18 protein-coding genes, 1 pseudogene and 1 riboswitch are annotated in these 21,395 nt (G+C 73.4%); of the genes and pseudogenes, 8 read left to right on the top strand and 11 right to left on the bottom strand.

The annotated features are described in order from the left end of the window. Positions 1-2: 2 nt before the first annotated feature. Positions 3-764, top strand: a complete 762-nt coding sequence (locus ACFZBB_RS21620; RefSeq protein WP_391124617.1) for an SDR family oxidoreductase — start codon at positions 3-5, stop codon at positions 762-764. A 66-nt stretch (positions 765-830) separates the two neighbouring features. On the opposite strand, the gene amaP is transcribed toward ACFZBB_RS21620, so the two are convergent. The 5 genes from amaP to ACFZBB_RS21595 form a co-directional block, all read right to left on the bottom strand. After that, entirely contained in the window at positions 831-1,427 is a 597-nt protein-coding gene (gene amaP / locus ACFZBB_RS21615; RefSeq protein ID WP_391124614.1) for an alkaline shock response membrane anchor protein AmaP, read from the bottom strand. Positions 1,428-1,435: 8 nt separating this feature from the next. Next, on the bottom strand, positions 1,436-2,227 hold the full coding sequence (locus ACFZBB_RS21610; RefSeq protein ID WP_391124758.1) for a DUF6286 domain-containing protein: 792 nt from the start codon (positions 2,225-2,227) through the stop codon (positions 1,436-1,438). Between the two features lie 269 nt (positions 2,228-2,496). After that, the gene (locus ACFZBB_RS21605; protein ID WP_391124611.1) at positions 2,497-2,868 is read right to left on the bottom strand and encodes an Asp23/Gls24 family envelope stress response protein; all 372 of its coding nucleotides are present in this window, start codon (positions 2,866-2,868) and stop codon (positions 2,497-2,499) included. Further along, entirely contained in the window at positions 2,868-3,068 is a 201-nt protein-coding gene (locus tag ACFZBB_RS21600) for a hypothetical protein (protein ID WP_188281874.1), read from the bottom strand. The genes ACFZBB_RS21605 and ACFZBB_RS21600 overlap by 1 nt, the downstream gene beginning before the upstream one ends. A 59-nt stretch (positions 3,069-3,127) precedes the next feature. After that, a complete protein-coding gene (locus ACFZBB_RS21595) occupies positions 3,128-3,625 on the bottom strand; it encodes an Asp23/Gls24 family envelope stress response protein (protein WP_355333717.1) in 498 nt (165 codons plus the stop codon). A gap of 140 nt (positions 3,626-3,765) precedes the next feature. Here ACFZBB_RS21595 and ACFZBB_RS21590 point away from each other — a divergent pair, with 140 nt between their 5' ends. Next, positions 3,766-4,533: a nucleopolyhedrovirus P10 family protein gene (locus ACFZBB_RS21590; RefSeq protein WP_391124755.1), complete on the top strand. Its 768-nt coding sequence runs from the start codon at positions 3,766-3,768 to the stop codon at positions 4,531-4,533. A 41-nt stretch (positions 4,534-4,574) separates the two neighbouring features. Here the strand turns inward: ACFZBB_RS21590 and ACFZBB_RS21585 are convergent, their stop codons facing one another. The 3 genes from ACFZBB_RS21585 to ACFZBB_RS21575 form a co-directional block, all read right to left on the bottom strand. Then, complete coding sequence (locus ACFZBB_RS21585; protein ID WP_355333722.1) at positions 4,575-5,366, bottom strand: enoyl-CoA hydratase/isomerase family protein; 792 nt, start codon at positions 5,364-5,366, stop codon at positions 4,575-4,577. A gap of 91 nt (positions 5,367-5,457) precedes the next feature. Continuing rightward, entirely contained in the window at positions 5,458-5,679 is a 222-nt protein-coding gene (locus ACFZBB_RS21580; RefSeq protein ID WP_188281871.1) for a helix-turn-helix domain-containing protein, read from the bottom strand. Positions 5,680-6,098: 419 nt separating this feature from the next. Then, positions 6,099-7,697 carry an ABC-F family ATP-binding cassette domain-containing protein gene (locus tag ACFZBB_RS21575; protein ID WP_355333726.1) on the bottom strand — a complete coding sequence of 533 codons (1,599 nt, stop codon included), beginning with the start codon at positions 7,695-7,697 and terminating at the stop codon, positions 6,099-6,101. Positions 7,698-7,928: 231 nt separating this feature from the next. Between ACFZBB_RS21575 and ACFZBB_RS21570 the strand changes: the two are divergent. Then, positions 7,929-8,821: pseudogene (locus ACFZBB_RS21570) on the top strand (neutral zinc metallopeptidase). 62 nt (positions 8,822-8,883) lie between these two features. Here the strand turns inward: ACFZBB_RS21570 and ACFZBB_RS21565 are convergent. From ACFZBB_RS21565 to ACFZBB_RS21555, 3 genes are all read right to left on the bottom strand, one after another. Beyond that, the gene (locus ACFZBB_RS21565; protein WP_391124607.1) at positions 8,884-10,263 is read right to left on the bottom strand and encodes a hypothetical protein; all 1,380 of its coding nucleotides are present in this window, start codon (positions 10,261-10,263) and stop codon (positions 8,884-8,886) included. A 167-nt stretch (positions 10,264-10,430) separates the two neighbouring features. Then, the gene (locus tag ACFZBB_RS21560; protein ID WP_391124604.1) at positions 10,431-11,546 is read right to left on the bottom strand and encodes a prolyl oligopeptidase family serine peptidase; all 1,116 of its coding nucleotides are present in this window, start codon (positions 11,544-11,546) and stop codon (positions 10,431-10,433) included. A 214-nt stretch (positions 11,547-11,760) separates the two neighbouring features. Continuing rightward, positions 11,761-12,423: a class II aldolase/adducin family protein gene (locus tag ACFZBB_RS21555; RefSeq protein ID WP_391124602.1), complete on the bottom strand. Its 663-nt coding sequence runs from the start codon at positions 12,421-12,423 to the stop codon at positions 11,761-11,763. 196 nt (positions 12,424-12,619) lie between these two features. On the opposite strand from ACFZBB_RS21555, the gene ACFZBB_RS21550 reads away from it, so the two are divergent. The 5 genes from ACFZBB_RS21550 (at position 12,620) to cobN (ending at position 21,037) form a co-directional block, all read left to right on the top strand. Continuing rightward, positions 12,620-13,870 carry an inorganic phosphate transporter gene (locus ACFZBB_RS21550; RefSeq protein ID WP_391124599.1) on the top strand — a complete coding sequence of 417 codons (1,251 nt, stop codon included), beginning with the start codon at positions 12,620-12,622 and terminating at the stop codon, positions 13,868-13,870. 54 nt (positions 13,871-13,924) lie between these two features. Further along, complete coding sequence (locus tag ACFZBB_RS21545) at positions 13,925-14,194, top strand: hypothetical protein (protein ID WP_391124596.1); 270 nt, start codon at positions 13,925-13,927, stop codon at positions 14,192-14,194. Between the two features lie 115 nt (positions 14,195-14,309). Continuing rightward, positions 14,310-14,439, top strand: a riboswitch (cobalamin riboswitch). Positions 14,440-14,598: 159 nt separating this feature from the next. Beyond that, positions 14,599-15,684 (top strand): cobalamin biosynthesis protein, encoded by a 1,086-nt coding sequence (locus ACFZBB_RS21540; RefSeq protein WP_391124593.1) that lies wholly within the window; start codon positions 14,599-14,601, stop codon positions 15,682-15,684. After that, complete coding sequence (locus tag ACFZBB_RS21535) at positions 15,681-17,225, top strand: cobyric acid synthase (RefSeq protein ID WP_391124590.1); 1,545 nt, start codon at positions 15,681-15,683, stop codon at positions 17,223-17,225. The genes ACFZBB_RS21540 and ACFZBB_RS21535 overlap by 4 nt, the downstream gene beginning before the upstream one ends. Before the next feature lie 134 nt (positions 17,226-17,359). After that, positions 17,360-21,037 carry a cobaltochelatase subunit CobN gene (gene cobN / locus ACFZBB_RS21530; protein ID WP_391124587.1) on the top strand — a complete coding sequence of 1,226 codons (3,678 nt, stop codon included), beginning with the start codon at positions 17,360-17,362 and terminating at the stop codon, positions 21,035-21,037. The last annotated feature ends 358 nt before the right edge of the window (positions 21,038-21,395 follow it).

The following is a 21,395-nucleotide window of genomic DNA, read 5'->3' as shown; positions in this document are numbered from 1 at the left end:
CCATGGATCTCGGACTCGACGGACGGGTGTACGTCCTCACCGGCGCCAGCCGCGGCCTGGGCTTCGCCGCGGCCCGCGAGCTGGTCGCCGACGGCGCGAAGGTGGTGGTCTCCGGGCGCACGGCCGAGGCGGTGGCCGCCGCGGCCGGGCAACTGGGCGGCCAGGACACGGCGTTGGGCGTCGCCGCCGACAACTCCGCCCCGGACACGGCGCAGCGGCTGCTGACGGCGGCCCGCGAGCGCTTCGGCCGGGTCGACGGGGTGCTGATCAGCGTCGGCGGACCGCCGGCCGGCGCCGCCGCCGACAGCACCGACGAGCAGTGGCTGCGGTCCTTCGAGACGGTGTTCCTGGGCGCGGTGCGGCTGGCCCGCGCCGCCGCGGCCGAGCTGTCGGACGGCGGTGTCATCGGCTTCGTGCTCTCCGGTTCGATCCGCGAGCCGATCCCGGGTCTCGCCATGTCGAACGGTCTGCGGCCCGGCCTCGCGGGCTTCGCCAAGACCCTCGCCGCCGAACTGGGGCCGCGCGGCATCCGGGTGGTCGGCCTGCTGCCGTCGCGGATCGACACCGACCGGGTACGGGAGCTGGACGCGCTCGGCGGCGACGAGGCGGCGGCCAGGGCCCGGGCGAGCGCGACGATCCCGCTGCGGCGCTACGGCACGCCCGAGGAGTTCGGCCGGGCCGCGGCCTTCCTGCTCTCGCCCGCCGCGTCGTATCTGACCGGTGTGCTGCTGCCGGTGGACGGCGGCGCCCAGCGCGCCCTGTGACGGGGACGCGAAGAGCCCTCACCGACGGCTCGGTGAGGGCTCCGCGAGGGCGGGGCGGGCGGCCGGTCAGCTGACCCGCGCCGCGCGGTGCCTGACCGCGCGCAGCCGCGCCTCGGCGGGCAGCTTGTCCAGACCGGCCGACGTACAGGCGCGGTGGAGCACCGCGCTGTCGAGACCGGCGACCACCTCGTCCGGGGTGGCGTCGGCCGCAAGGCCCAGCACTATCCGGGCGACCGGTGCGCCCCGCTTGCCGCGCAGCGCCGCTCTGGCCCACTCCACGCCGTCGTACGCCTCGGTCTCCGAGGTCAGCACGTTCTCCACGGCCCGGCCGCGCAGCAGCGCGCCCTGTCCGTCGCCGCTGTCGACCCGGAGCTGCCGCAGCCGCCGGGTGCGGGCCTGGGCGAGCAGCCACCACAGCGCGGCGAGCACGAGCACGCCGAGCACGGCGATGACCACCGGCCACCACCAGCCGTCGGAGCGGTAGCGGGTCCTGTCGTGCGCGGTGAGCAGCACGTCCTTGGGGCCGGTGAAGGGCCACCAGTGCGGCATCGTGAAATTCCACCGGCGTTGCAGGTCGAGGCCGCCGAGCAGCACGGACAGGCCCACGACCAGCAGGACGAGTCCGGTCAGCGCGAGCAGGACCCGGTTCAGTACGGTACGCATCGGCCCGGTCACCCCTTCTTCTCTGCGCGCTGGACATGGACGTGAAGCTGCGGCGGTTTGGCGAGGCCGAGCTGGCGTACGGCGGTGCCGAGCGCGGTCGTCAGGTCCGTGCGCACCGCGTCGAGTTCGCGGAAGTGCGAGGAGCCGTGCGCCTTGATCCGGCGGCGGCCGACCTTGACCCGTACCCAGCGGATGCCCGCGACCTCCATCGCCCGGTCGCGCAGCACCAGTTCGGCCGCGTGCCGGTCGAGTCCGGCACGGACGCCGTTCTCGCCGCGCCGGGTCATCGGCAGCAGTCCGCGCTCGCCCGGTGTGAGGGCCAGCAGGATCAGCCAGAGGCCGAGCACGGCGGCCACGGCGGCGCCGACGATCACCCAGACGTTGTCCAGGTGGCGGGTGGCCAGCTCGTCGGCGAGCCGGGTCCGCCAGGCCATCGCGCGCCGGTCGGCGCGGACGGCGGCGATGTCGTACAGGAAGAGCCCGGCGATCCCGAGGAGCACCGCGGCGGTGATCGCCGCGGGCACCCGGCGTCCTGCCCAGAACCGGCGCGCCTTGACCGGGGTCTGATCCGAGGTCAGGGCGTACGGCTCAAGGGTGCGGGTGGCGGGGTCCGTGAGCGTGTCGCCTCCGGCGAGGACGCCGGGGGTCCCGCCCGCGGGGGTCGATCCCGGACCGGACGCCGGGCCGTACCCCGCGGCCGGCCCCTGCTCGGCCGCGACGCCGGACCCGTATCCGGACTCGGAGCCGTATCCGGACTCGCGCCCGTACTCGGACTCGTATCCGGGCTCGGCCCCGGACACCTCGCCCGGTTCCGCGCCGTACTCGGAGGCTCCGTAGTCCCGCCCGGAAGCCTGCTCCGAGCCGTATTCGGTGCCGCCGTCGTCCCCGTCGGAAGCCTGCCCGGAGCCGTACTCGGAGGCCCCGTAATCCTGGTCCTGAGCGTGTTCCGAGCCGTGCTCGGGAGTCCGCCGGGAGCGGTCGTCGGCGGGACCCGGCTCGGGGCGGCGCTCCGCCCCCTGTCCTGGCTCAGCGCCGGCGTCCGGCTTCTTCCAGGGACTCTCGCTGTCGCTCACTGGACCCTTCCCTCGTCCTTGCGGCGGTCGGCGGCCGAGTGCAGCCGCTCCACCTCGACCGCGACCTCGGGCACCGACATGCCGGTCAACGCCTCGACACGGGTCGTGACATGGCTGCGCACCGAGCCGCACACCGAGCCGATGTCGGTGGGGTAGCCCAGTTCGAGGGTGAGCCGCAGCCGCGCGCTGTCCTTGCGGACCGAGACCGAGGCGTGCGGGGAGTGGTCCTTCGGCACCAGTGCGGCGCCCGGCGCGTCCGTCAGGACCTCGCCGGCCGCCTGGGCGGCGATCTTCGCGACCACCCGGTCCGCGATCCGCAGTGCCCCGCGGTCGGCCGCGGGCAGCGGTGCGGGGACGGCTGTCCCCATCAGCGCCGCCGGTCGCGGTCGCGGCCACGGTCACGCGAGCGGAAGAACTCCCCCGGTTCCAGGTCGCCGTCGAGGAATTTGCCCGCCACGAAACCGACCGCACCGAGCGCCGCCACCAGCAGAAAAGCACCGAATCCGCCGAAGTACCCGGCGAATCCGAGCGCCATTCCGACGGCCAGGCCGATCACCGCCATGCTCATCGTCCGCACTCCGTCCCATTGGTCGTGTTGACCATCTCCGTCTGCACTGTCTTGGACCCTTACTGGACCCGTTGCTCACGCTCGTCGTCGTCATCTTCGTCGGGAAGTTTCACGTCGCCCACGGCGACGTTGACCTCGACGACCTCGAGACCGGTCATCCGCTCCACGGCGTTGACCACGTTCTCCCGGACGGCGCGGGCCACTTCGACGATCGACACGCCGTATTCGACGACGATGTCCAGGTCGAGCGCGGTCTGCACCTCGCCGACCTCCGCCTTCACTCCGCGCGACACCGACTTGGTGCCGCCGGGCACGCGGTCGCGGACCGCGCCGAAGGTGCGCGACAGGCCGGTGCCCATCGCGTGCACGCCGACCACGTCGCGGGCGGCGAGTCCGGCGATCTTCTCCACCACGCCGTCGGCGATCGTCGTGCGGCCGCGCGTGGCCGGGTCGCCGAGCGCTTTGCGCCCGCCCGCGCTGCCCTTGTCCAGGGTCCTGCCCTCGGCCGCTGACGAGCCCTCGGGCTCCGGCCGGTCGTACTGTGCGGTGTCCGTCATCGCGAGTCGTCCCTTCGTATGGGCTGCTCCGTGCCCCACACTATGTGCGCATGCCCCCGCGCGCTGCGGGGAACCGGCGAGAGGGCTGTTCCGACCCCCCAAGAGAGTGGTCGGCCTGCGGAAGGCGATATCTGGTGACCATGGACCGACTGGCCCGGACCGTACGGGAGCAGGTCGCGCTGGGCCGCCTGCTCCCGCTCGGCACCCCCGACGACAACGCCTGGATGACCGAGCGCGCGGCCGTACGCGCGCTGCGGTGGACGACCGCGGGGCTGTCCGGGGTACGGCTGGGCGGGGTGTCCCTGGCGCTGGCGGAAAGCGGGGGCGAGGCGCCGGAGTCCGGTCCGGTGGGTGCGCTGCCGCACCTGCCGGTACGGATCGAGGCGTCGTTCGAGGCGACCGCCGACGAGCCGCTGCCGCAGGCCGCCGACCGGCTGCGCGACGTGCTGTGGACGACCGCGCGCGACGGCCTCGGCATCGCCGTGACGGAGGTGGACCTCCAGGTCACCGGGCTGCTGGACGGTGACGACGCACCCGTGAGCGAGCTGGCGGGCGCCGAGGACGCGGAGCCGGACGGCGACGAGGCTCCCGTACCGCTCGACCCCAGTGGCCTCGCGGAAGCCGTCGCGACGGCGGCGCTGACCGTGCCCGGTGTCGTACGGCTGAGCAGGCGGCCGGTCGGTCTCGGCTCCGGTGTGCGGATCCAGGACACGGCGGCGGGCTCGGCCGGGGATTCGGCGGGCTCCGACGAGGCGCCGGGCCGCAGCGTTCAGGTGCAGATCGCGGTGTCGCCGGGCCACCGGCCGCTGGAGGTGGCCCGGTCGGTGGCCGCCGCCGTCGCGGTCGCGGCGGCCGAGGGCGCGCCCGGCCCGGTGCGTACCGCCGTCGTGGTGACGGACGCGGGCTGATTCCTCCCGGACCCCGCGAAACGTCCGGCGCGGACGGGCGGCTACTCCCCGACGCCCGCCAGGTCGCGCAGGCGGCGGCCCTGGGCGGCGCGTTCGGCCGCGTACTGCTCCTTCTCGGTGTGGGCGGCGGCGCCGCGCAGCAGGCCCTTGGTCTCGACGACCGCGTCGCGCGGCGGCGCGAGCAGGGCGCCGACCAGGTCGGTGACGGCGGCGTCGAGTTCGGCGGCGGGCACGACGAGGTTGGCCAGGCCGGTGCGCTCGGCCTCGTCGGCGTGCACGAAGCGGCCGGTGGCGCAGATCTCCAGGGCGCGGCCGTATCCGACCAGTTCGACCAGCGGCTTGGTGCCGGTGAGGTCGGGGACCAGGCCGAGACCGGTCTCGCGCATGGCGAACTGCGCGTCGTCCGCGCAGACCCGCAGATCGCAGGCGAGGGCGAGCTGGAAGCCCGCGCCGATGGCGTGGCCCTGGACCGCGGCGACCGTGATGACGTCGGTCCGCCGCCACCAGGTGAAGGCGTCCTGGTACGTGGCGATGGCAGCGTCGAGTCCGGCCTCCGAGCCACGCGCGAGGTCGAGGAACGACGGCTCACCGTCGAAGCCCTCGGGCGTGAACGCCTGGCGGTCGAGGCCGGCGGAGAAGGACACGCCCTCACCGCGCAGCACGACAACGCGTACCTGTCCCGGCAGCAACTGGCCCGCCTCGGTCAGGGCACGCCACAGGGCGGGCGACTGAGCGTTGCGCTTGGCCGGATTGCACAGGGTGATGTGCGCGACGGAGTCGTCGACGGCTAGCCGGACTCCGTCACGTTCGAGCAGGATCTTGGCGTCGGGCACTGGGCACCTCCGAGCGGACCGGACTGGATTACCGAAGAGTAACCAACCGGACCCGCCGGACCGCCCCCGGCCCTTGATACTCGCGGAGCCCTCAGGCCGTGGCGGCCTTCTTGCCCCGTGTGGCACCGCCGCGACCGCGCAGGGTCACGCCGGACTCGCTGAGCATCCGGTGCACGAATCCATAGGAGCGGCCGGTCTCTTCGGCCAGCGCCCGGATGCTCGCACCGGAGTCGTACTTCTTCTTCAGGTCTGCCGCGAGCTTCTCGCGCGCGGCGCCGGTCACCCGGCTGCCCTTCTTCAGAGTCTCGGCCACCCGTGCCTCCTCCAGGGAAGTGCGCTATGGACTCTCATGATCACCCCTAAGGGCGTTCCTGGCCACCCATTCGACAAGGTCCATCACGGGACATTCACCGGAGGAATGCCTGGATACGCCGTTGCGAAGGGGCCGGGAGCGGCTTTTCCGGGGCGGCAATTCCGTACGGAGAACGGTGCGCGAGCAATAGGGGCAGGTCAGCCGTGGTCGGTAAGGAGTTCTCCGACGTCACACCACTGATCACGGCGGCGGTCGCCCGTACCGCGCCCCGTGGGCGCGCGGTACGAGCCGGACTCACGCAGATGAAGGATGATCAGTGGGCCGAATGATCGAATCGACATGATCACTTCGTGCGGGTGCGGGCCTCTGAGCCGTCCCGCGCCCGCGCGGGGCGGCGCCCGGCCGGGCGCCGCCGGGGCTCAGGCCAGCGAGACCAGGTCCTTGTAGTCCTGGCCCCACAGGTCCTCCACGCCGTCCGGCAGCAGGATGATCCGCTCCGGCTGGAGCGCGTCCACGGCGCCCTCGTCGTGGGTGACCAGGACGACCGCGCCGGTGAAGGTGTGCAGCGCGCCCAGGATCTCCTCGCGGCTGGCGGGGTCGAGGTTGTTGGTGGGCTCGTCGAGCAGCAGCACATTGGCGCTGGAGACGACGAGCGAGGCGAGCGCGAGCCGGGTCTTCTCGCCGCCGGAGAGCACCCCGGCGGGCTTGTCGACGTCGTCGCCGGAGAAGAGGAACGAGCCGAGGATCTTGCGGATCTCCACCAGATCGGTGTCGGGCGCGGCCGACCGCATGTTCTCCAGCACGGTGCGGTCCGGGTCGAGCGTCTCGTGCTCCTGCGCGTAGTAGCCGAGCTTGAGGCCGTGTCCGGGCGTCACCTGGCCGGTGTCGGCCTGCTCGACCCCGGCGAGCAGGCGCAGCAGCGTGGTCTTGCCCGCGCCGTTCAGACCGAGGATGACGACCCGCGAGCCGCGGTCGATCGCGAGGTCGACGTCGGTGAAGATCTCCAGCGACCCGTACGACTTGGACAGGCCCTCGGCCATCAGCGGGGTCTTGCCGCACGGGGCGGGGTCGGGGAAGCGCAGCTTGGCGACCTTGTCGGAGGCGCGTACCGCCTCCAGGCCGGACAGCAGCTTCTCCGCGCGGCGCGCCATGTTCTGCGCGGCGACCGTCTTGGTGGCCTTGGCACGCATCTTGTCGGCCTGTGAATTCAGGGCGGCGGCTTTCTTCTCCGCATTGGCCCGCTCGCGCTTACGGCGCTTCTCGTCGGCCTCGCGCTGTTGCTGGTAGAGCTTCCAGCCCATGTTGTACACATCGATTTGCGACCGGTTGGCGTCCAGGTAGAAGACCTTGTTCACCACGGTCTCGATGAGGGTGGCATCGTGCGAGATCACGATGAATCCACCGCGGTACGTCTTCAGGTAGTCGCGCAGCCAGGCGATGGAGTCGGCGTCGAGGTGGTTGGTGGGCTCGTCCAGGAGCAGGGTGTCGGCGTCCGAGAAGAGGATCCTGGCCAGTTCGACGCGGCGGCGCTGACCGCCGGAGAGGGTGTGGAGCTGCTGCCCGAGGATGCGGTCGGGCAGTCCGAGCGCGGCGGCGATGGTGGCGGCCTCGGCCTCGGCGGCGTATCCGCCCTTGGTGAGGAATTCCGTCTCCAGACGCGAGTACTTCTTCATCGCGTTCTCGCGGGTGGCGCCCTTTCCGTTGGCCATCCGCTCCTCGTTCTCCCGCATCTTGCGCAGGACGGTGTCGAGGTCGCGGGCGGACAGGATGCGGTCGCTGGCGAGGGTGTCGAGGTCCCCGGTGCGCGGGTCCTGCGGCAGATAGCCGACCTCGCCGCTGCGGGTGACGGTGCCGGCGGCGGGCTGGCCCTCCCCCGCGAGCACCTTGGTCAGGGTGGTCTTGCCCGCTCCGTTGCGGCCGACGAGGCCGATGCGGTCGCCCTTGGCGACGCGGAAGGAGGCGGACTCGATGAGGATGCGGGCGCCGGCGCGCAGCTCAAGGCCGGTGGCAGTGATCACGGGAAAAGCTCCAGGACAGGACGGACGACGGAAACGGGCGCGAGGTCGTACGCCGTGGCTAATCGAGGAATAGAACTGCCATGGGGCTCAGTCTACTGGCGGCCGGCAAACGGTTTACCGCTCCGGCGGGGCGGGGCGTCGCGGGGCCGAGTGCTCCCGCCCCCGGTCAGGGGCGCGGCGGTGCCCGGTCACCGGTGCGCCGAAGTGGGGCACACCACACACAATCGGCACATGCAGTTCGCCGACGACACCCCGCTCGACACCTCGCAGGTCCAGGACCGGCGGGGCGGTTCGGGCGGCGGCCCCAGCGGGAAGATGGTGGGCGGCGGAATCGCCGGGCTCTCGCGGTCGTGATCGGCCTGGTGCTGGGCGTCAGCCCCGACCAACTCGGCCTCAGCGGCGGCTCCGACACCGTCTCGGACACGCGCGCGGCCGGCGCCGATCTGGCGCGGAGCTGTTCGACCGGTCGGGACGCCAACGCGCAGGAGCAGTGCCGGATCGTGGCCGTGGTCAACAGCGTGCAGGCGTACTGGACCGCCGAGTTCAGCCGCCGCGGCGCCGCGTACCGGACCGCGCCGACGGTGTTCTTCGACGCTCCGGTGAGCACCGGCTGCGGCCTGGCCGACCCGCGGACCGGGCCGTTCTACTGCCCGGCGGACCGCAAGGTCTATATCGACCTGAGTTTCTTCCAGACCCTGCAGACCCAATTCGGCGCCAAAGGCGGGCCGTTCGCCGAGGGTTATGTCGTCGCGCACGAATACGGCCACCATGTGCAGAATCTGACGGGTGTTCTGAGCGCGGCCCAGGACGGCCGCAGCGGGGCCGACAGCGCCTCCGTACGCGTGGAGTTGCAGGCCGACTGCTATGCCGGGCTGTGGGCGAAGAACGCCACCAGGACGCTCGATCCGGCCACCGGCACCTCATTGATCACGGCGGTCACGGCCGACGACATCGCGCGCGGCCTCGACGCGGCGGCGGCCGTCGGCGACGACACGATCCAGTCGCGGGCGCAGGGGCGGGTGACGCCGGACGCCTGGACGCACGGGTCGGCGGCGCAGCGTCAGCGGTGGTTCACCACCGGGCTGAGGGCCGGGGACCCGGCGGCCTGCGACACCTTCGGCTGAGGACCGGCGGGCGGGTCCCCGCGCGCCGTACGGCGCGGGGGTCGCGTACCGCTCGCGGCGGGTCAGGCCTCGCCGGTGTGGACCTGGAAGGCGGCCCTGCGCATCGCTTTGGCCAGGGCGGGGTCCGGGTGCGCGGCGGCGAGCGCCACGAGCACCTGGACGGTCCTGGGGTGGCCGACGTTGCGGACCTCTTCGAGCAGCCCGGGCACCGAGCCCTGGACGGCGGTCTCCAGGTGGCTGACGAGCAGGTGGTCCTCGCCGTGGTCGGCGACGGCCGCGGCCGTGTCGATCCACAGCCAGGTGGCCTCCTCGCGGGTCAGCAGGCCGGTCGCGGTGTCCGGGTCGCCGCCGTCCAACTCGGCCAGCCACAGCACCGCGTAGGGGCGCAGCGTCGGCTCCTCGACCACGCCGCGGACGGCCGGCTCGGCGGGGTCGCCGACCACGCGCAGCGCCTCGAAGGCGAGGCCGCGCAGCAGGGCGTCGTCACCGCGCGCGGTGTCCAGCAACTCGCCGACGGCCAGCGCGACCGGGCGGGCGGCCAGCCAGGCGCGGTACTCGGCGCGGGCCGGACCCGGCGAGAGCCGGGCGCTGGCCCGCAGCATGGTCTCGGCGGACTGCTCCATGTGCCCCGCGGGGCCCTGCGCGGCCACGCAGATCTGCTCCAGCTTGACCCACACCGCCCAGGACCCGATCGCGGTGAGAGTCACCTCGTCGGGGCGCTTGGGGTCGCGGGGGCGCAGCGCGCCGACCCGGGCGACGGCGTCCAGGGTCCAGTCGAGCAGCGCGGGCAGCGGGTCGGGGGCGTCGCCGACTCCGTCTGCGGGCGGTTCGTGCCGCTCGGCGCGCAGTTCCGCGACGCGCTGCCGCAGCAGGTCGAGCAGGGTGTCGATCGGCACCGGTTCGTTGGACAGGTGCAGGAAGGACAGCAACTGCGGTGCGGCCTCGATGACTTCGGCGACCAGCGCCGGGTCGGGACCGGCCTGCGGGCCCGGCAGGAAGGGGTGGGCCAGCGACCAGGCGTCGAAGAGCGCGACCCAGCCGCGCAGCACGGCGGTGTCGTCGGTGTCCCAGGCCCGCAGCCGCCAGCCGGGCCGTGCGGTGCCGCCGTGCAGTTCGATCAGCCCCGACAGCCGCGCCCGGTCCCATGCGGTACGGATCTGCGGCCGGGTCAGGTCGAGCGCCGCTGCGGCCTGCGCGGCGGCGTCGTCGGGCAGTATGCCGGTCGGTCCCGCGGTGCCGGGGCCGGTGCCGGCCCAGCGCGAGAGCCGTGCGGCGTCGGCCAGTTCGGCGCGGGCCAGCCGGGCGAGCTGCGACAGCGGCGGCGTGCCCTCGGGCGGCCGCGGGGGTCTGGACCGGCGCGTCGTTGCGGTCCGGCGGGCGGCGGTGAGCGGCCGTCGGGGGACAAGGCGGAGCGGAGTGTCTCGCGGGCTACGGGACGTCACTGGAGAAGTCTCTCCGGTGAGCGCCCATAATCCCAAACGGAACCCGGCCCGATGATCTACAAGGGTGCCCCGGGGGCGCTCTTCCGGGCCCCTTCGGGCGCGCGTCGTCGCAGCTCAGCGGGGTTTCCGGGACGGCTCTCACCCCGATGGGGCGGTCTTGACACCGGTCACATCAGGGGTGTGAGGAATCGTCGCAACGTCTCCTCGTAGTCCGCCGGGTTGACGTTCCACATCGCCGCGTGCGGCGCGTCGGGCACGGTGTGGAGGGTCACCAAGTCGGCTCGGAGGGCCGCGAGTTCGCGGGAGGCGGCCCACGGGGCGAGGGTGTCGCCCGGTCCGTGCACGAGCAGGGTGGGGACGGTCAGCCGTGTCGGGTCCGCCGCGGCGGCGACCGGCTCGGGGAGCAGGCCGGTACGGCCCTCGGCGGCGCGGACTGCGAGCGGCATCAGCGCGTCGGGGACGCCGTTGGACTCGGCGGCGGCGCGGACGGTGGCCTCCCAGTCGAGCACCGGCGAGTCCAGCACCAGGCCGCTGACCCGGTCGCGTACCGGGGACCCGGCCAGCGCGTGCAGGGCCATGGTGGCGCCGGTGGACCAGCCGAAGAGCACCAGCCGCTGGGCGCCGTACTCGACCGCGTACCGCATCGCCGCGTCGAGGTCGCGCCATTCGGTGGCGCCGAGGTGGCCGATGCCGTCGGGGGACGCGGGGGCTCCGGGGTCGTTGCGGTAGGCGAGCAGGAGCTGCGGGAGGCCGTGGGCGTGCAGGGCGGTCGCCACGTTCAACGGGTGCTCGCGGGTGGCGCCGAGGCCGTGCACCGCGATCACCCAGGTGTCGCGAGCGCCGGGCACGAACCAGGCGGGCAGCGGGCCGAGTTCGCCGCGCAGCAGGACCTCGGTGTGGTCCAGGCCGAGGGCGCTGCCGGGGTCGCCCGCACACGCCTGCGGGGTCAGCCGGACCCGGGCGCCGGGGGTGAGGGCGCCGCGCTGGACGCTCAGCAGCCGCCGGGTCACCGAGTACGGGGTCAGGTCGAGCACGTCGCCGACGGCGGCGTGCAGATCGTCGCCGGTCAGGCCCCAGACGCCGGGGCGGGCCGAGGACAAGGTTCGGGTGAGCACCACCTGGTCCGCGGTCACGCTGTGCAGCGTCACATCGCCCTCGGGCACCGGGCCTCTCAGCGACGGCCTCAGGGCGAAGCGGGATCCGTACCGGCCGGCCGCCAGCGCGGCCGTACCGGCACCCAGCACGGTGGTGGCTGCCATGGCCACCGCGGTTCGGGTACGCATCTCTTCCAGTGTGAGCGCGTCGGCCGAAAGCGGCCAGGCGACGGCGGCGGCCGGGTGACGTACGGCGAGTGACGGCGACCGGGTGACGTACGGGGCCGGGTGACGTACGGGCGAGTGACGTACGGGGGCGGACGGCGTGTGCGGGGCGGCCGGGCGCGGCGGGCGCGTGGAGAAGCGTGTGTGGAGACGGTGGAGACGCGGCGGCCCGAGGCGTCTAGTCGGTGGGCTCCGGTGCGCCCTGCCCGTAGCCGCGCAGCTTTTCCGCGACTTTGGCCAGCTCGCGGCCAGGGAGCGTACGGGGCTCGTGGCCGTTGGCCGATCCGGCCAGCAGCCAGACGCGGCACATCCACTCCAGCTGGGCGGTGTTGTCGTACGCCTTGTCGAGGGTGTCGGCGTACACGAGGGTGCCGTGGTTGCGCATCAGGCAGCCGGTGCGGTCGCGGAGCGCCTTGAGGACGGCGGCGGCCAGCCTCTGGCTGCCGTAGGTGGCGTAGTCCGCGACCCTGACCTGGCCGCCGAGGGCCGCCGCCATGTAGTGGATGACGGGCAGCTTGTCGACGAGGGTGGAGACGGCGGTGGCGTGCGCGGCGTGGGTGTGCACGATCGCGCGGGCGTCCGTGGCGCGGTAGACGGCCAGGTGCATGGGCAGTTCGCTGGTCGGCCGCAGCTCCCCCATGAGCCGGCGGCCCGTGAGATCCACCACTACGGCGTCCGCCGGGCCGAGCCGGTCGTAGGGGACGCCGGTCGGGGTGACCAGCACGAGATCGCCGACGCGGGCCGAGACATTGCCCGAGGTGCCGACCACCAGCCCGTCGGCGACCGTGCGCCGGGCGGTGTCCACCACGTCCGACCAAGCCTTCTCCAAGGAGTCCTGCACACGGGCATTATCACCGCCCGGCCCCCGACGGGCGCGGATCGCCTCCCCGAGGGGTCCGATCGGCCGGATCGGCTTGATACTGACTGAGGCCGCCCGACCGCTCCGGCACCACAAAGCCGCCGTCAGTTCATCTTCCGTTCATCCGCTCTCCGTACGGTCGCCTCGCCACTGTCCGATCAAACGAATGCCTGGGTACATGGAACACATCACGCTCCTGATCGGAATCGTGATCGTCACCGCACTCGTGTTCGACTTCACGAACGGTTTCCACGACACCGCCAACGCGATGGCCACCACCATCTCGACCGGCGCACTCAAGCCAAAGACGGCGGTGGCCATGTCCGCCGTGCTCAACCTCGTCGGCGCCTTCCTCTCGGTGGAGGTCGCCAAGACCATCTCCGGCGGCATCATCGACGAGTCCTCCGGCATCAGACCAGAGGTGATCTTCGCCGGGCTCGTCGGCGCGATCGTCTGGAATCTGCTCACCTGGCTGGCCGGACTCCCGTCCAGTTCCTCGCACGCCCTGTTCGGCGGCCTCATCGGCGCCACCCTCGTCTCGGTCGGCACCCACGGTGTGCACGGCGAGGCGGTGGTCATGAAGGTGCTCATCCCGGCCGTCGCCGCGCCGATCGTGGCCGGTCTCGCCGCCACGCTCGCCACCCGGCTCACCTACCGGATCGGCCGCCACGCCGACCCCGAGGCCACCTCCAAGGGCTACCGGGCGGGCCAGATCGCCTCCGCGGGCCTGGTCTCGCTCGCGCACGGCACGAACGACGCGCAGAAGACGATGGGCGTCATCACGCTGGCGCTGATCACCGGCGGCGTCGTCGCCCCGCACGCCGACCCGCCGCTGTGGGTCATCGTCTCGGCGGGCAGCGCCATCGCGCTCGGTACGTACATCGGCGGCTGGCGGATCATCCGCACGATGGGCAAGGGCATCACCGACATCCAGCCGCAGCAGGGCTTCGCCGCCCAGACCGGCGCCGCGGCCACCATCCTCGCCTCCTCGCACCTCGGCTTCGCGCTGTCCACCACGCAGGTCTGCTCCGGCTCGGTGATGGGCGCGGGCCTCGGCCGCAAGGGCGCGGTGGTCCGCTGGAGCACCGCGGGCCGCATGGTCGCCGCGTGGGGGCTCACGCTGCCCGCCGCCGGACTGGTCGCGGCCGGTGCCGCGCTGCTGGCCGACGAGGGCACCTGGGGCGTCACCGCGGTGGCGGTCCTCGGCCTGGCGGTGTGCGCGGTCATCCGTACGGCGTCGCGCCGCAAGCCGGTCACGCACGCCAACGTCAACGACCTGGACGGCGACCCGGCCTCCGGTCCTGACGCGGCGGTCGAGCCGCAGGGCGCGGTCACCGCGGCCATCGCGGCCGTCATCCCGCCGCCCGCGGGGACCGTCGTACCCGGCGCCCCCTCCGACACCGTTCCGGGCGCTCCCGCCACGGCCTGACCTGCCCCTCCCCCGCGCCTCCCCGCTCTACCTCAAGGACCCAGGGACCCCCTCATGAGCATCGACTGGCACGCGCTCGGCACGGTCTTCGGCGTCACCCTCGTGGCGACCGTGGGCCTGGTCGGCCTGTTCACCCTCGGCATCGTCGGCCTCACCAAGCACGGCTCCGCTCCGGCGTCCGACTCCGGCTCCGGTTCCCCTGCCGCATCCGGGGCCGGCTCCGTTTCCCACGGGGGCGCCCTGCTCGCCCGGACCGGCGGCTACGCCTGCTTCGCCGTGTGCGCCGCGGCGGTCTCGTACGGCATCTATCTGATCGTGGCCTGAACTCACGGGTTTCGGCGGCGGATGTGGACCTCGCCACACTCCGTCTTCCCAGGTCAACGGTGAGTTGACCTGCCTGCGCGCACGTGGTGGACTGCGGAGGCCATGCGGCGGCAGGAGAGGAAGTCCGGTGCGAATCCGGCGCGGTCCCGCCACTGTCACCGGGGAGTGCACTCCCAACCCGTACGTCACGGCCGGAAATCCGGTTGGAAGGCCGGGAGTGCGTAGATCCGGGAGCCAGGAGACTCTCACCGCCGGTCACGTCGAACCAGGGCGCGGACCCTGAGTGAGGACCTCTGCCATGCCCGGCTGCGCTCGACTCGTCACGGACCACCGCACGCAGGTGCGCACAAGTACGCCACCCTGTCCGGCACTTCACCTGGACGGCGTGGACGCGGGCTGAACCGGTGCGTGCCGATCGCGTGTTCGCGTACGGCGCCGCACTCGGCTTTCTCGGCGATCTCGTCGCGGGCGACCCGCGTCGCGGCCATCCGGTCGCGGTGTTCGGGCGCGCGGCGGGGGCGTTGGAGCGCCGGATGTGGCGTGACGACCGGGGCAGTGGGGCGGTGTACGCCGCGCTGTGCGCCGGGGGCGCGGTGGGTGCCGCCGCGCTGGCCGACCGGGCCGTACGGTCCTCCGTCGCGCTCCGCGTCGCGCTGACCGCCGCCGCCACCTGGTCGGTGCTGGGCGGGACGTCACTGGCCCGCGAGGCGCGGGCCGTCGCCTCCGCGCTCGACGCCGGGGACATCGAGGCGGCGCGCGCCCGGCTGCCACACCTGTGCGGACGCGACCCGCATTCCCTGGACGCGGCGGGGATCGCGCGCGCCGTGGTCGAGTCGGTCGCGGAGAACACCTCGGACGCGGTCGTCGGGGCCTTGGTGTGGGGCGCGTGGGGCGGGGTGCCGGGACTCGTCGGCTTCCGCGCCGTCAACACGCTCGACGCGATGGTCGGTCACCGCTCGCCGCGCCACCTGCGGTTCGGCTGGGCCGCCGCGCGGCTGGACGACGTCGTCGGCTACCCCGGCGCCCGCCTCACCGCCGCGCTCGCCGTCCTCGCCGGGCCCTCGCCGCGTACCGCCCTGCGCGTCTGGCGCCGGGACGCCGCCGCGCACCCCAGCCCCAACGCCGGTCCCGTGGAAGCCGCCTTCGCCGGCGCCCTGCGCCTGCGTCTCGGCGGCACCCTCTCCTACGCGGGCCGCACCGAACACCGCGCCGTCCTGGGCGCCGAACACCCGGCCCCGACCCCGGCCGACATCGCGCGGGCCGTCCGACTGTCACGGCGGGTCTCGGCAGCCGCGGCGGCGCTCTCCGTCCTGACGGCGGCGATACGGGGCGGCTCCGCGCCGGGCCACGGCCGCTCGGGGGAACGGCCCTCGGGGGGACGTGCCGTCGGCGTAGGGATACTCTCGCCGCCGAGGCGGGACGCACGAAAGTGGAGTCCGACGGTGTCGCGCCAGGCGCGGTCCCTTTCCGGCGCCGGGGGGACCTCGTGACAGCCCTCGGGGGCGGCCTGTTGGTCGCCGGGACGACCTCGGACGCGGGCAAGTCCGTGGTGACGGCGGGGATCTGCCGGTGGCTGGTGCGGCAGGGCATACGCGTGGCCCCCTTCAAGGGGCAGAACATGTCGCTGAACTCGTTCGTCACGCGGGAGGGCGCCGAGATCGGCCGGGCACAGGCGATGCAGGCGCAGGCCGCCCGGGTGGAGCCGTCGGCGCTGATGAATCCGGTGCTGCTCAAGCCGGGCAGCGACCGCAGCAGCCAGGTCGTGGTGCTGGGCAAGGCCGTGGGCGAACTGAGCGCGCGCGGCTACCACGGCGGACGGCAGGCCGATCTGCTGGGCACGGTCACCGGCTGCCTCGAAGAGCTGCGCGGCCGGTACGACGCGGTGATCTGCGAGGGCGCGGGCAGCCCGGCCGAGATCAATCTGCGCAGGACCGACATCGTGAACATGGGTGTGGCCCGCGCGGCCGGACTGCCGGTGGTCGTGGTCGGCGACATCGACCGCGGCGGTGTCTTCGCGTCCTTCTTCGGTACGACGGCGCTGCTCGCGCCCGAGGACCAGGCGCTGGTCGCGGGCTATCTGGTCAACAAATTCCGCGGCGACGTCTCACTGCTCCGGCCGGGTCTGGACATGCTGCACAAGCTGACCGGCCGGCCGACGCTCGGCGTGCTGCCGTTCGCCCACGGCCTGGGCATCGACGAGGAGGACGGGCTGGGGGTACCCCCGGACGGAGTTCGGGGGAGCGTGTCGCCGCGCGGCGCCGCGCGCGAGTCGGTGGTCGCGCCGTCGCACGGCGCGGAGTTGCTGCGGGTCGCGGTGGTCGCCGTACCGCTGATGTCGAACTTCACGGACGTGGACGCGCTCGCGGCGGAGCCGGGGGTGGTGGTGCGGTTCGTGGACCGGGCCGAGGAGTTGGCGGACGCCGACCTCGTGGTGCTGCCGGGCACGCGCGGCACCGTGCGGGCGCTGGAGTGGCTGCGTGAGCGCGGCCTGGCGGACGCCGTCGTACGGAGGGCCGCCGAGGGGCGTCCGGTGCTGGGTGTCTGCGGCGGCTTCCAGATGCTGGCCGACCGCATCGAGGACGACGTCGAGTCGCGGGCGGGCTCCGTCCCCGGTCTTGGCCTGCTGCCGGTCCGGGTGCGCTTCGCCGCCGCGAAGACGCTGGCCAGGCCGGTCGGGACGGCGTACGGGGAGCGCGTCGAGGGCTATGAGATCCACCACGGGGTGGCCGACGTCCTGGGCGGTGACGAGGAGTTCCTCGACGGCTGCCGGGTCGGCGCGGTGTGGGGCACGCACTGGCACGGCTCGTTGGAGAGCGACGGTTTCCGCCGGGCGTTCCTACGCCGGGTGGCCGCCGCTGCCGGGCGGCGCTTCGTACCGGCGCCCGACACGTCCTTCGGGGCGCTGCGCGAGGCGCAGTTGGACCGGCTGGGCGATCTGATCGAGGAGCACGCGGACACCGGCGCGCTGCTGCGGCTGATCGAGCAGGGGCCGCCGCCCGACCTGCCGTTCGTGCCGCCGGGCGCGCCGTGAACGGCAACCGGGACGACGGCAGGAACGACGGCCGGGGCGGCACCCGTAAGGACTTCTCCGGGGCGGCCGGTCGGCCGCAGACCCACCCGTTCCCCCGCCGGGGAACGGGACGTGACGATGACGATGGGGCACACGTGAGCACCGTTCTGCTGCTGTCCACCGCCGACACCGACCTGTTGGCGGCCCGCGCCGCCGACTCGTCCGCCGTCTCCTACCGGATCGGCAACCCCTCCCGCGTCGATCCGGCGGCCGAACTGCCCGCGCTGCTGGACGGCGTGGACATCGCGGTGGTCCGGCTGCTCGGCGGCCGACGGGTCTGGGAGGAGGGGCTCGCGGCGCTCGCGGCCTCCGGGGTGCCGACGGTGCTGCTGGGCGGTGAGTCGGTGCCGGACGCGGAGCTGATGGCGCTGTCGTCGGTCCCCGCGGGTGTCGTCGCGGAGGCGCTGCGCTATCTGGTCGAGGGCGGCCCGGAGAATCTGACGGAGCTGGCCCGCTTCCTGTCCGACACGGTGCTGATGAGCGGCGAGGGCTTCGAGGCGCCGCGCCGCATGCCCGAGTACGGCGTGCACGGCGCGTACGCGTACGACGAGACCCTGCCGACCGTCGCCGTCCTCTTCTACCGGGCGCACGAACTGTCGGGGAACACCGCGTTCGTGGACACGCTGTGCGAGGCGGTCGAGGCGAAGGGCGCCAACGCCCTTCCGGTGTACTGCGGTTCGCTGCGCAGCGCCGACGAGGGGCTGTACGCGCTGCTCGGGCGGGCCGACGCGATCGTGGCGACCGTGCTGGCGGCGGGAGGCACCGTCGCGTCCGAGGCGACGGCGGGCGGGGACGACGAGGCGTGGGACATCGGCGCGTTGGCGGACCTGGACGTGCCGGTGCTCCAGGGCCTGTGCCTGACCTCGTCGCGCGAGGCGTGGCTGGGATCGGACGCGGCGCTGACGCCGATGGACGCGGCGATGCAGGTGGCGATCCCCGAATTCGACGGGCGGCTGATCACCGTGCCGTTCTCGTTCAAGGAGACCGGCGAGGGCGATGTGCCGGTCTACGCGGCCGATCCGGAGCGGGCGGCGCGGGTCGCCGGCATCGCGGTCCGGCACGCGGCGCTGAAGTACAAGGCGAACGCCGACAAGCGGCTCGCGCTGGTCTTCACCGCCTACCCGACCAAGCACTCCCGGGTCGGCAACGCGGTCGGTCTCGACACCCCCGCCTCCGCCGTACGGTTGCTGGACGCGCTGCGCGACGCGGGATACGTGACCGGTGAATACCCCTCCGGCGGCGACGAGTTGATCCACCGGCTGATCGCGGCGGGCGGTCACGACGTGGAATGGCTGACGGAGGATCAGCTCTCGGCGGCGCCCGCGCGCGTACCGCTGGCCGACTACGAGAAGTGGTTCGCGACGCTCGACGCCGACCTGCGGGCCGGGATGCTGGAGCACTGGGGCGAGCCGCCGGGCTCCCTCTACCTCGACGGTGACGACATCGTGCTGGCGTCCCTGCGGTTCGGCAATGTCGTCATCATGATCCAGCCGCCACGCGGCTTCGGCGAGAACCCGATCGCGATCTACCACGACCCCGACATGCCGCCGTCGCACCACTACATGGCCGCGTACCGCTGGCTGGAGACGGCGCCCGCCGAGGGCGGTTTCGGCGCCGACGCGATCGTGCACCTGGGCAAGCACGGCACGATGGAGTGGCTGCCCGGCAAGGGCCTCGGGCTGTCGGCGGGCTGCGCGCCGGACGCCGTCCTCGGCGAACTCCCCCTGGTCTACCCCTTCATCGTCAACGACCCCGGCGAGGGCACTCAGGCCAAGCGGCGCGGCCACGCCACCGTCGTGGACCACCTCGTGCCGCCGATGGCCCGCGCCGACACGTACGGCGACCTCGCGAAGCTGGAGCAACTCCTCGACGAGTACGCCCTGGTGAACGATCTCGACCCGGCCAAATCCCCGGCGGTCCGCAGCCAGATCTGGACCCTGGTGCGCGCCGCCGAACTCCACCACGACCTGCACGTGGACGAGCAGCCGGAGGAGGACGACTTCAACGACTTCGTGCTGCATGTCGACGGCTGGCTCTGCGAGATCAAGGATGTGCAGATCAGGGATGGTCTGCACATCCTGGGCGGCGGCCCGGTCGGCGAGGCCAGGACCAATCTGGTCCTCGCCGTGCTGCGCTCCGCGCAGGTGTGGGGCGGGGTGGGCGGCGCGCTGCCGGGGCTGCGGGCCGCGCTCGCGCTCTCCTTCGGCCTGGTCGAGAAGACGCTGCTCGCCGAGCCCGGCGCCCGCGTGGAGCTGCCGCCCGCGCTCACCGCGCTCGCGTCCGGCCCCGCGCGGACCGCCTCCGACGCCGTCGACCTGCTGGAGCAGCTCGCACGGCGACTCGCGGAGGCGATGGAGGCCGCCGACTGGCACCGTGACGCCGCCGCCGGGGTGGTCGCGCAGGTGCTGGGCGACCACGACGTACCGGACGCGGTACGGGTGTTGGACTTCGCCGCCCGCGAGGTCGTGCCGCGCCTGGCCCGTACGACCGACGAGATCGACCACATCCTGCGGGCGCTGCGCGGCGGTTACGTACCGGCCGGGCCCTCCGGGTCGCCGACCCGCGGCCTGGTCAACGTCCTGCCGACCGGCCGCAATTTCTACTCCGTCGACCCCAAGGCCATCCCGTCCAGGCTCGCTTGGGACGTCGGCACGGCGCTCGCCGACTCGCTGCTGGCCCGGCACCTCGCCGACACCGGCGCGTACCCGCAGTCCGTGGGACTCACCGTGTGGGGCACGTCGTGCATGCGCACCCAGGGCGACGACATCGCCGAGATCCTGGCGCTGCTCGGCTGCCGTCCGCTGTGGGACGACGCGTCCCGGCGGGTCACCGGCTTCGAGGTCGTCGGCGCCGAGGAGTTGGGGCGGCCCCGGATCGACGTCACCGTCCGCATCTCCGGCTTCTTCCGCGACGCCTTTCCGCACGTCGTCGCCCTCGTGGACGACGCGGTGCGGGCCGTCGCGGAGTTGGACGAGCCCGCCGACGTCAACTACGTACGCGCCCACGCCGACGAGGACTTCGCCGAGCACGGGGACCGGCGGCGCGCCACCGCCCGCATCTTCGGCTCCAAGCCCGGTGCCTACGGGGCCGGGCTGCTGCCGCTGATCGACGCCCGCAACTGGCGCTCCGACGCCGACCTCGCCGAGGTCTACGCCGTCTGGGGCGGTTACGCCTACGGCCGCGGTCTCGACGGGCGGGCCGCCCGCGGCGACATGGAGGCCGCCTTCCGCCGTATCCAGGTCGCCGCCAAGAACGTCGACACCCGTGAGCACGACCTTGTCGACGCCGACGACTACTTCCAGTACCACGGGGGCATGGTCGCCATGGTCCGGCATCTGACCGGCGACTCCCCGCATGCCTACGTCGGCGACTCCGCCCTCACGGACCAGGTCCGCACGCGGACCCTCGGTGAGGAGACGCACCGGGTGTTCCGGGCGCGGGTCGTCAATCCCCGCTGGATGGCCGCGATGCGGCGGCACGGGTACAAGGGGGCTTTCGAGATGGCGGCGACCGTCGATTATCTCTTCGGGTACGACGCCACGGCGGGGGTCGTGGACGACTGGATGTACGAGAAGCTCGCCACCGAGTATGTCTTCGACGCGGAGAACCAGGAATTCATGCGGAAGTCCAATCCCTGGGCTCTGCGGGGGATTTCGGAGCGGCTGCTCGAAGCGGCCGAGCGGGGGCTGTGGTCCGCCCCCGACCCCGAGACCCTGGAGCGCCTGCGCTCCACCTATCTCGACCTCGAGGGCGATCTGGAGGGCGACGCGTGACCCCCACCGCCACCGCCACCGCCACCGCCACCGCCACGCCTGCGGCGGGCCTTGTCCCCCACCCCGCCCCTCCCCGAATCCGGCGGCGAGCCCCCGTCCCTCCTGTCCTCAGTCGCCGGACAGGCTCGTCGCGCCGGACCCCGCTCAGCAAAACTCAGCCCGCCCGGGGGCCGATTCCACAACTCGGCGACGCGTGTTCAGCGCCGCCCGCCCGGCTGCCGGAGGCGGAACCCGCCGAGGCGTGCGCAGCACCGACCGCCCGGCTGCCGGAGGCGGAACCCGCCCGCGCGCACCCAGCCCCAACTCCCCTTTCCGCCGCCCACCCGCCGGAGGCGGAAGCCGCCCGCGCGCACCCCAC

Origin of the sequence: Streptomyces sp. NPDC008139 (assembly GCF_042957025.1) — a bacterium.
In the GTDB taxonomy this organism is placed as follows: domain Bacteria; phylum Actinomycetota; class Actinomycetes; order Streptomycetales; family Streptomycetaceae; genus Actinacidiphila.
The sequence above is the reverse complement of the archived record's forward strand: the minus strand, read 5'-3'. Positions and strand labels throughout refer to the sequence as shown.

Bases quoted from the DNA above. Each gene is read 5' to 3' on its own strand.
- ACFZBB_RS21620 (WP_391124617.1), top strand. From the start codon at position 3: ATGGATCTCGGACTCGACGGACGGGTGTACGTCCTCACCGGCGCCAGC.
- amaP (WP_391124614.1), bottom strand. From the start codon at position 1,427: ATGCGTACCGTACTGAACCGGGTCCTGCTCGCGCTGACCGGACTCGTC.
- ACFZBB_RS21605 (WP_391124611.1), bottom strand. From the start codon at position 2,868: ATGGGGACAGCCGTCCCCGCACCGCTGCCCGCGGCCGACCGCGGGGCA.
- ACFZBB_RS21600 (WP_188281874.1), bottom strand. From the start codon at position 3,068: ATGAGCATGGCGGTGATCGGCCTGGCCGTCGGAATGGCGCTCGGATTC.
- ACFZBB_RS21595 (WP_355333717.1), bottom strand. From the start codon at position 3,625: ATGACGGACACCGCACAGTACGACCGGCCGGAGCCCGAGGGCTCGTCA.
- ACFZBB_RS21590 (WP_391124755.1), top strand. From the start codon at position 3,766: ATGGACCGACTGGCCCGGACCGTACGGGAGCAGGTCGCGCTGGGCCGC.
- ACFZBB_RS21560 (WP_391124604.1), bottom strand. From the start codon at position 11,546: ATGCGTACCCGAACCGCGGTGGCCATGGCAGCCACCACCGTGCTGGGT.
- ACFZBB_RS21550 (WP_391124599.1), top strand. From the start codon at position 12,620: ATGGAACACATCACGCTCCTGATCGGAATCGTGATCGTCACCGCACTC.
- ACFZBB_RS21545 (WP_391124596.1), top strand. From the start codon at position 13,925: ATGAGCATCGACTGGCACGCGCTCGGCACGGTCTTCGGCGTCACCCTC.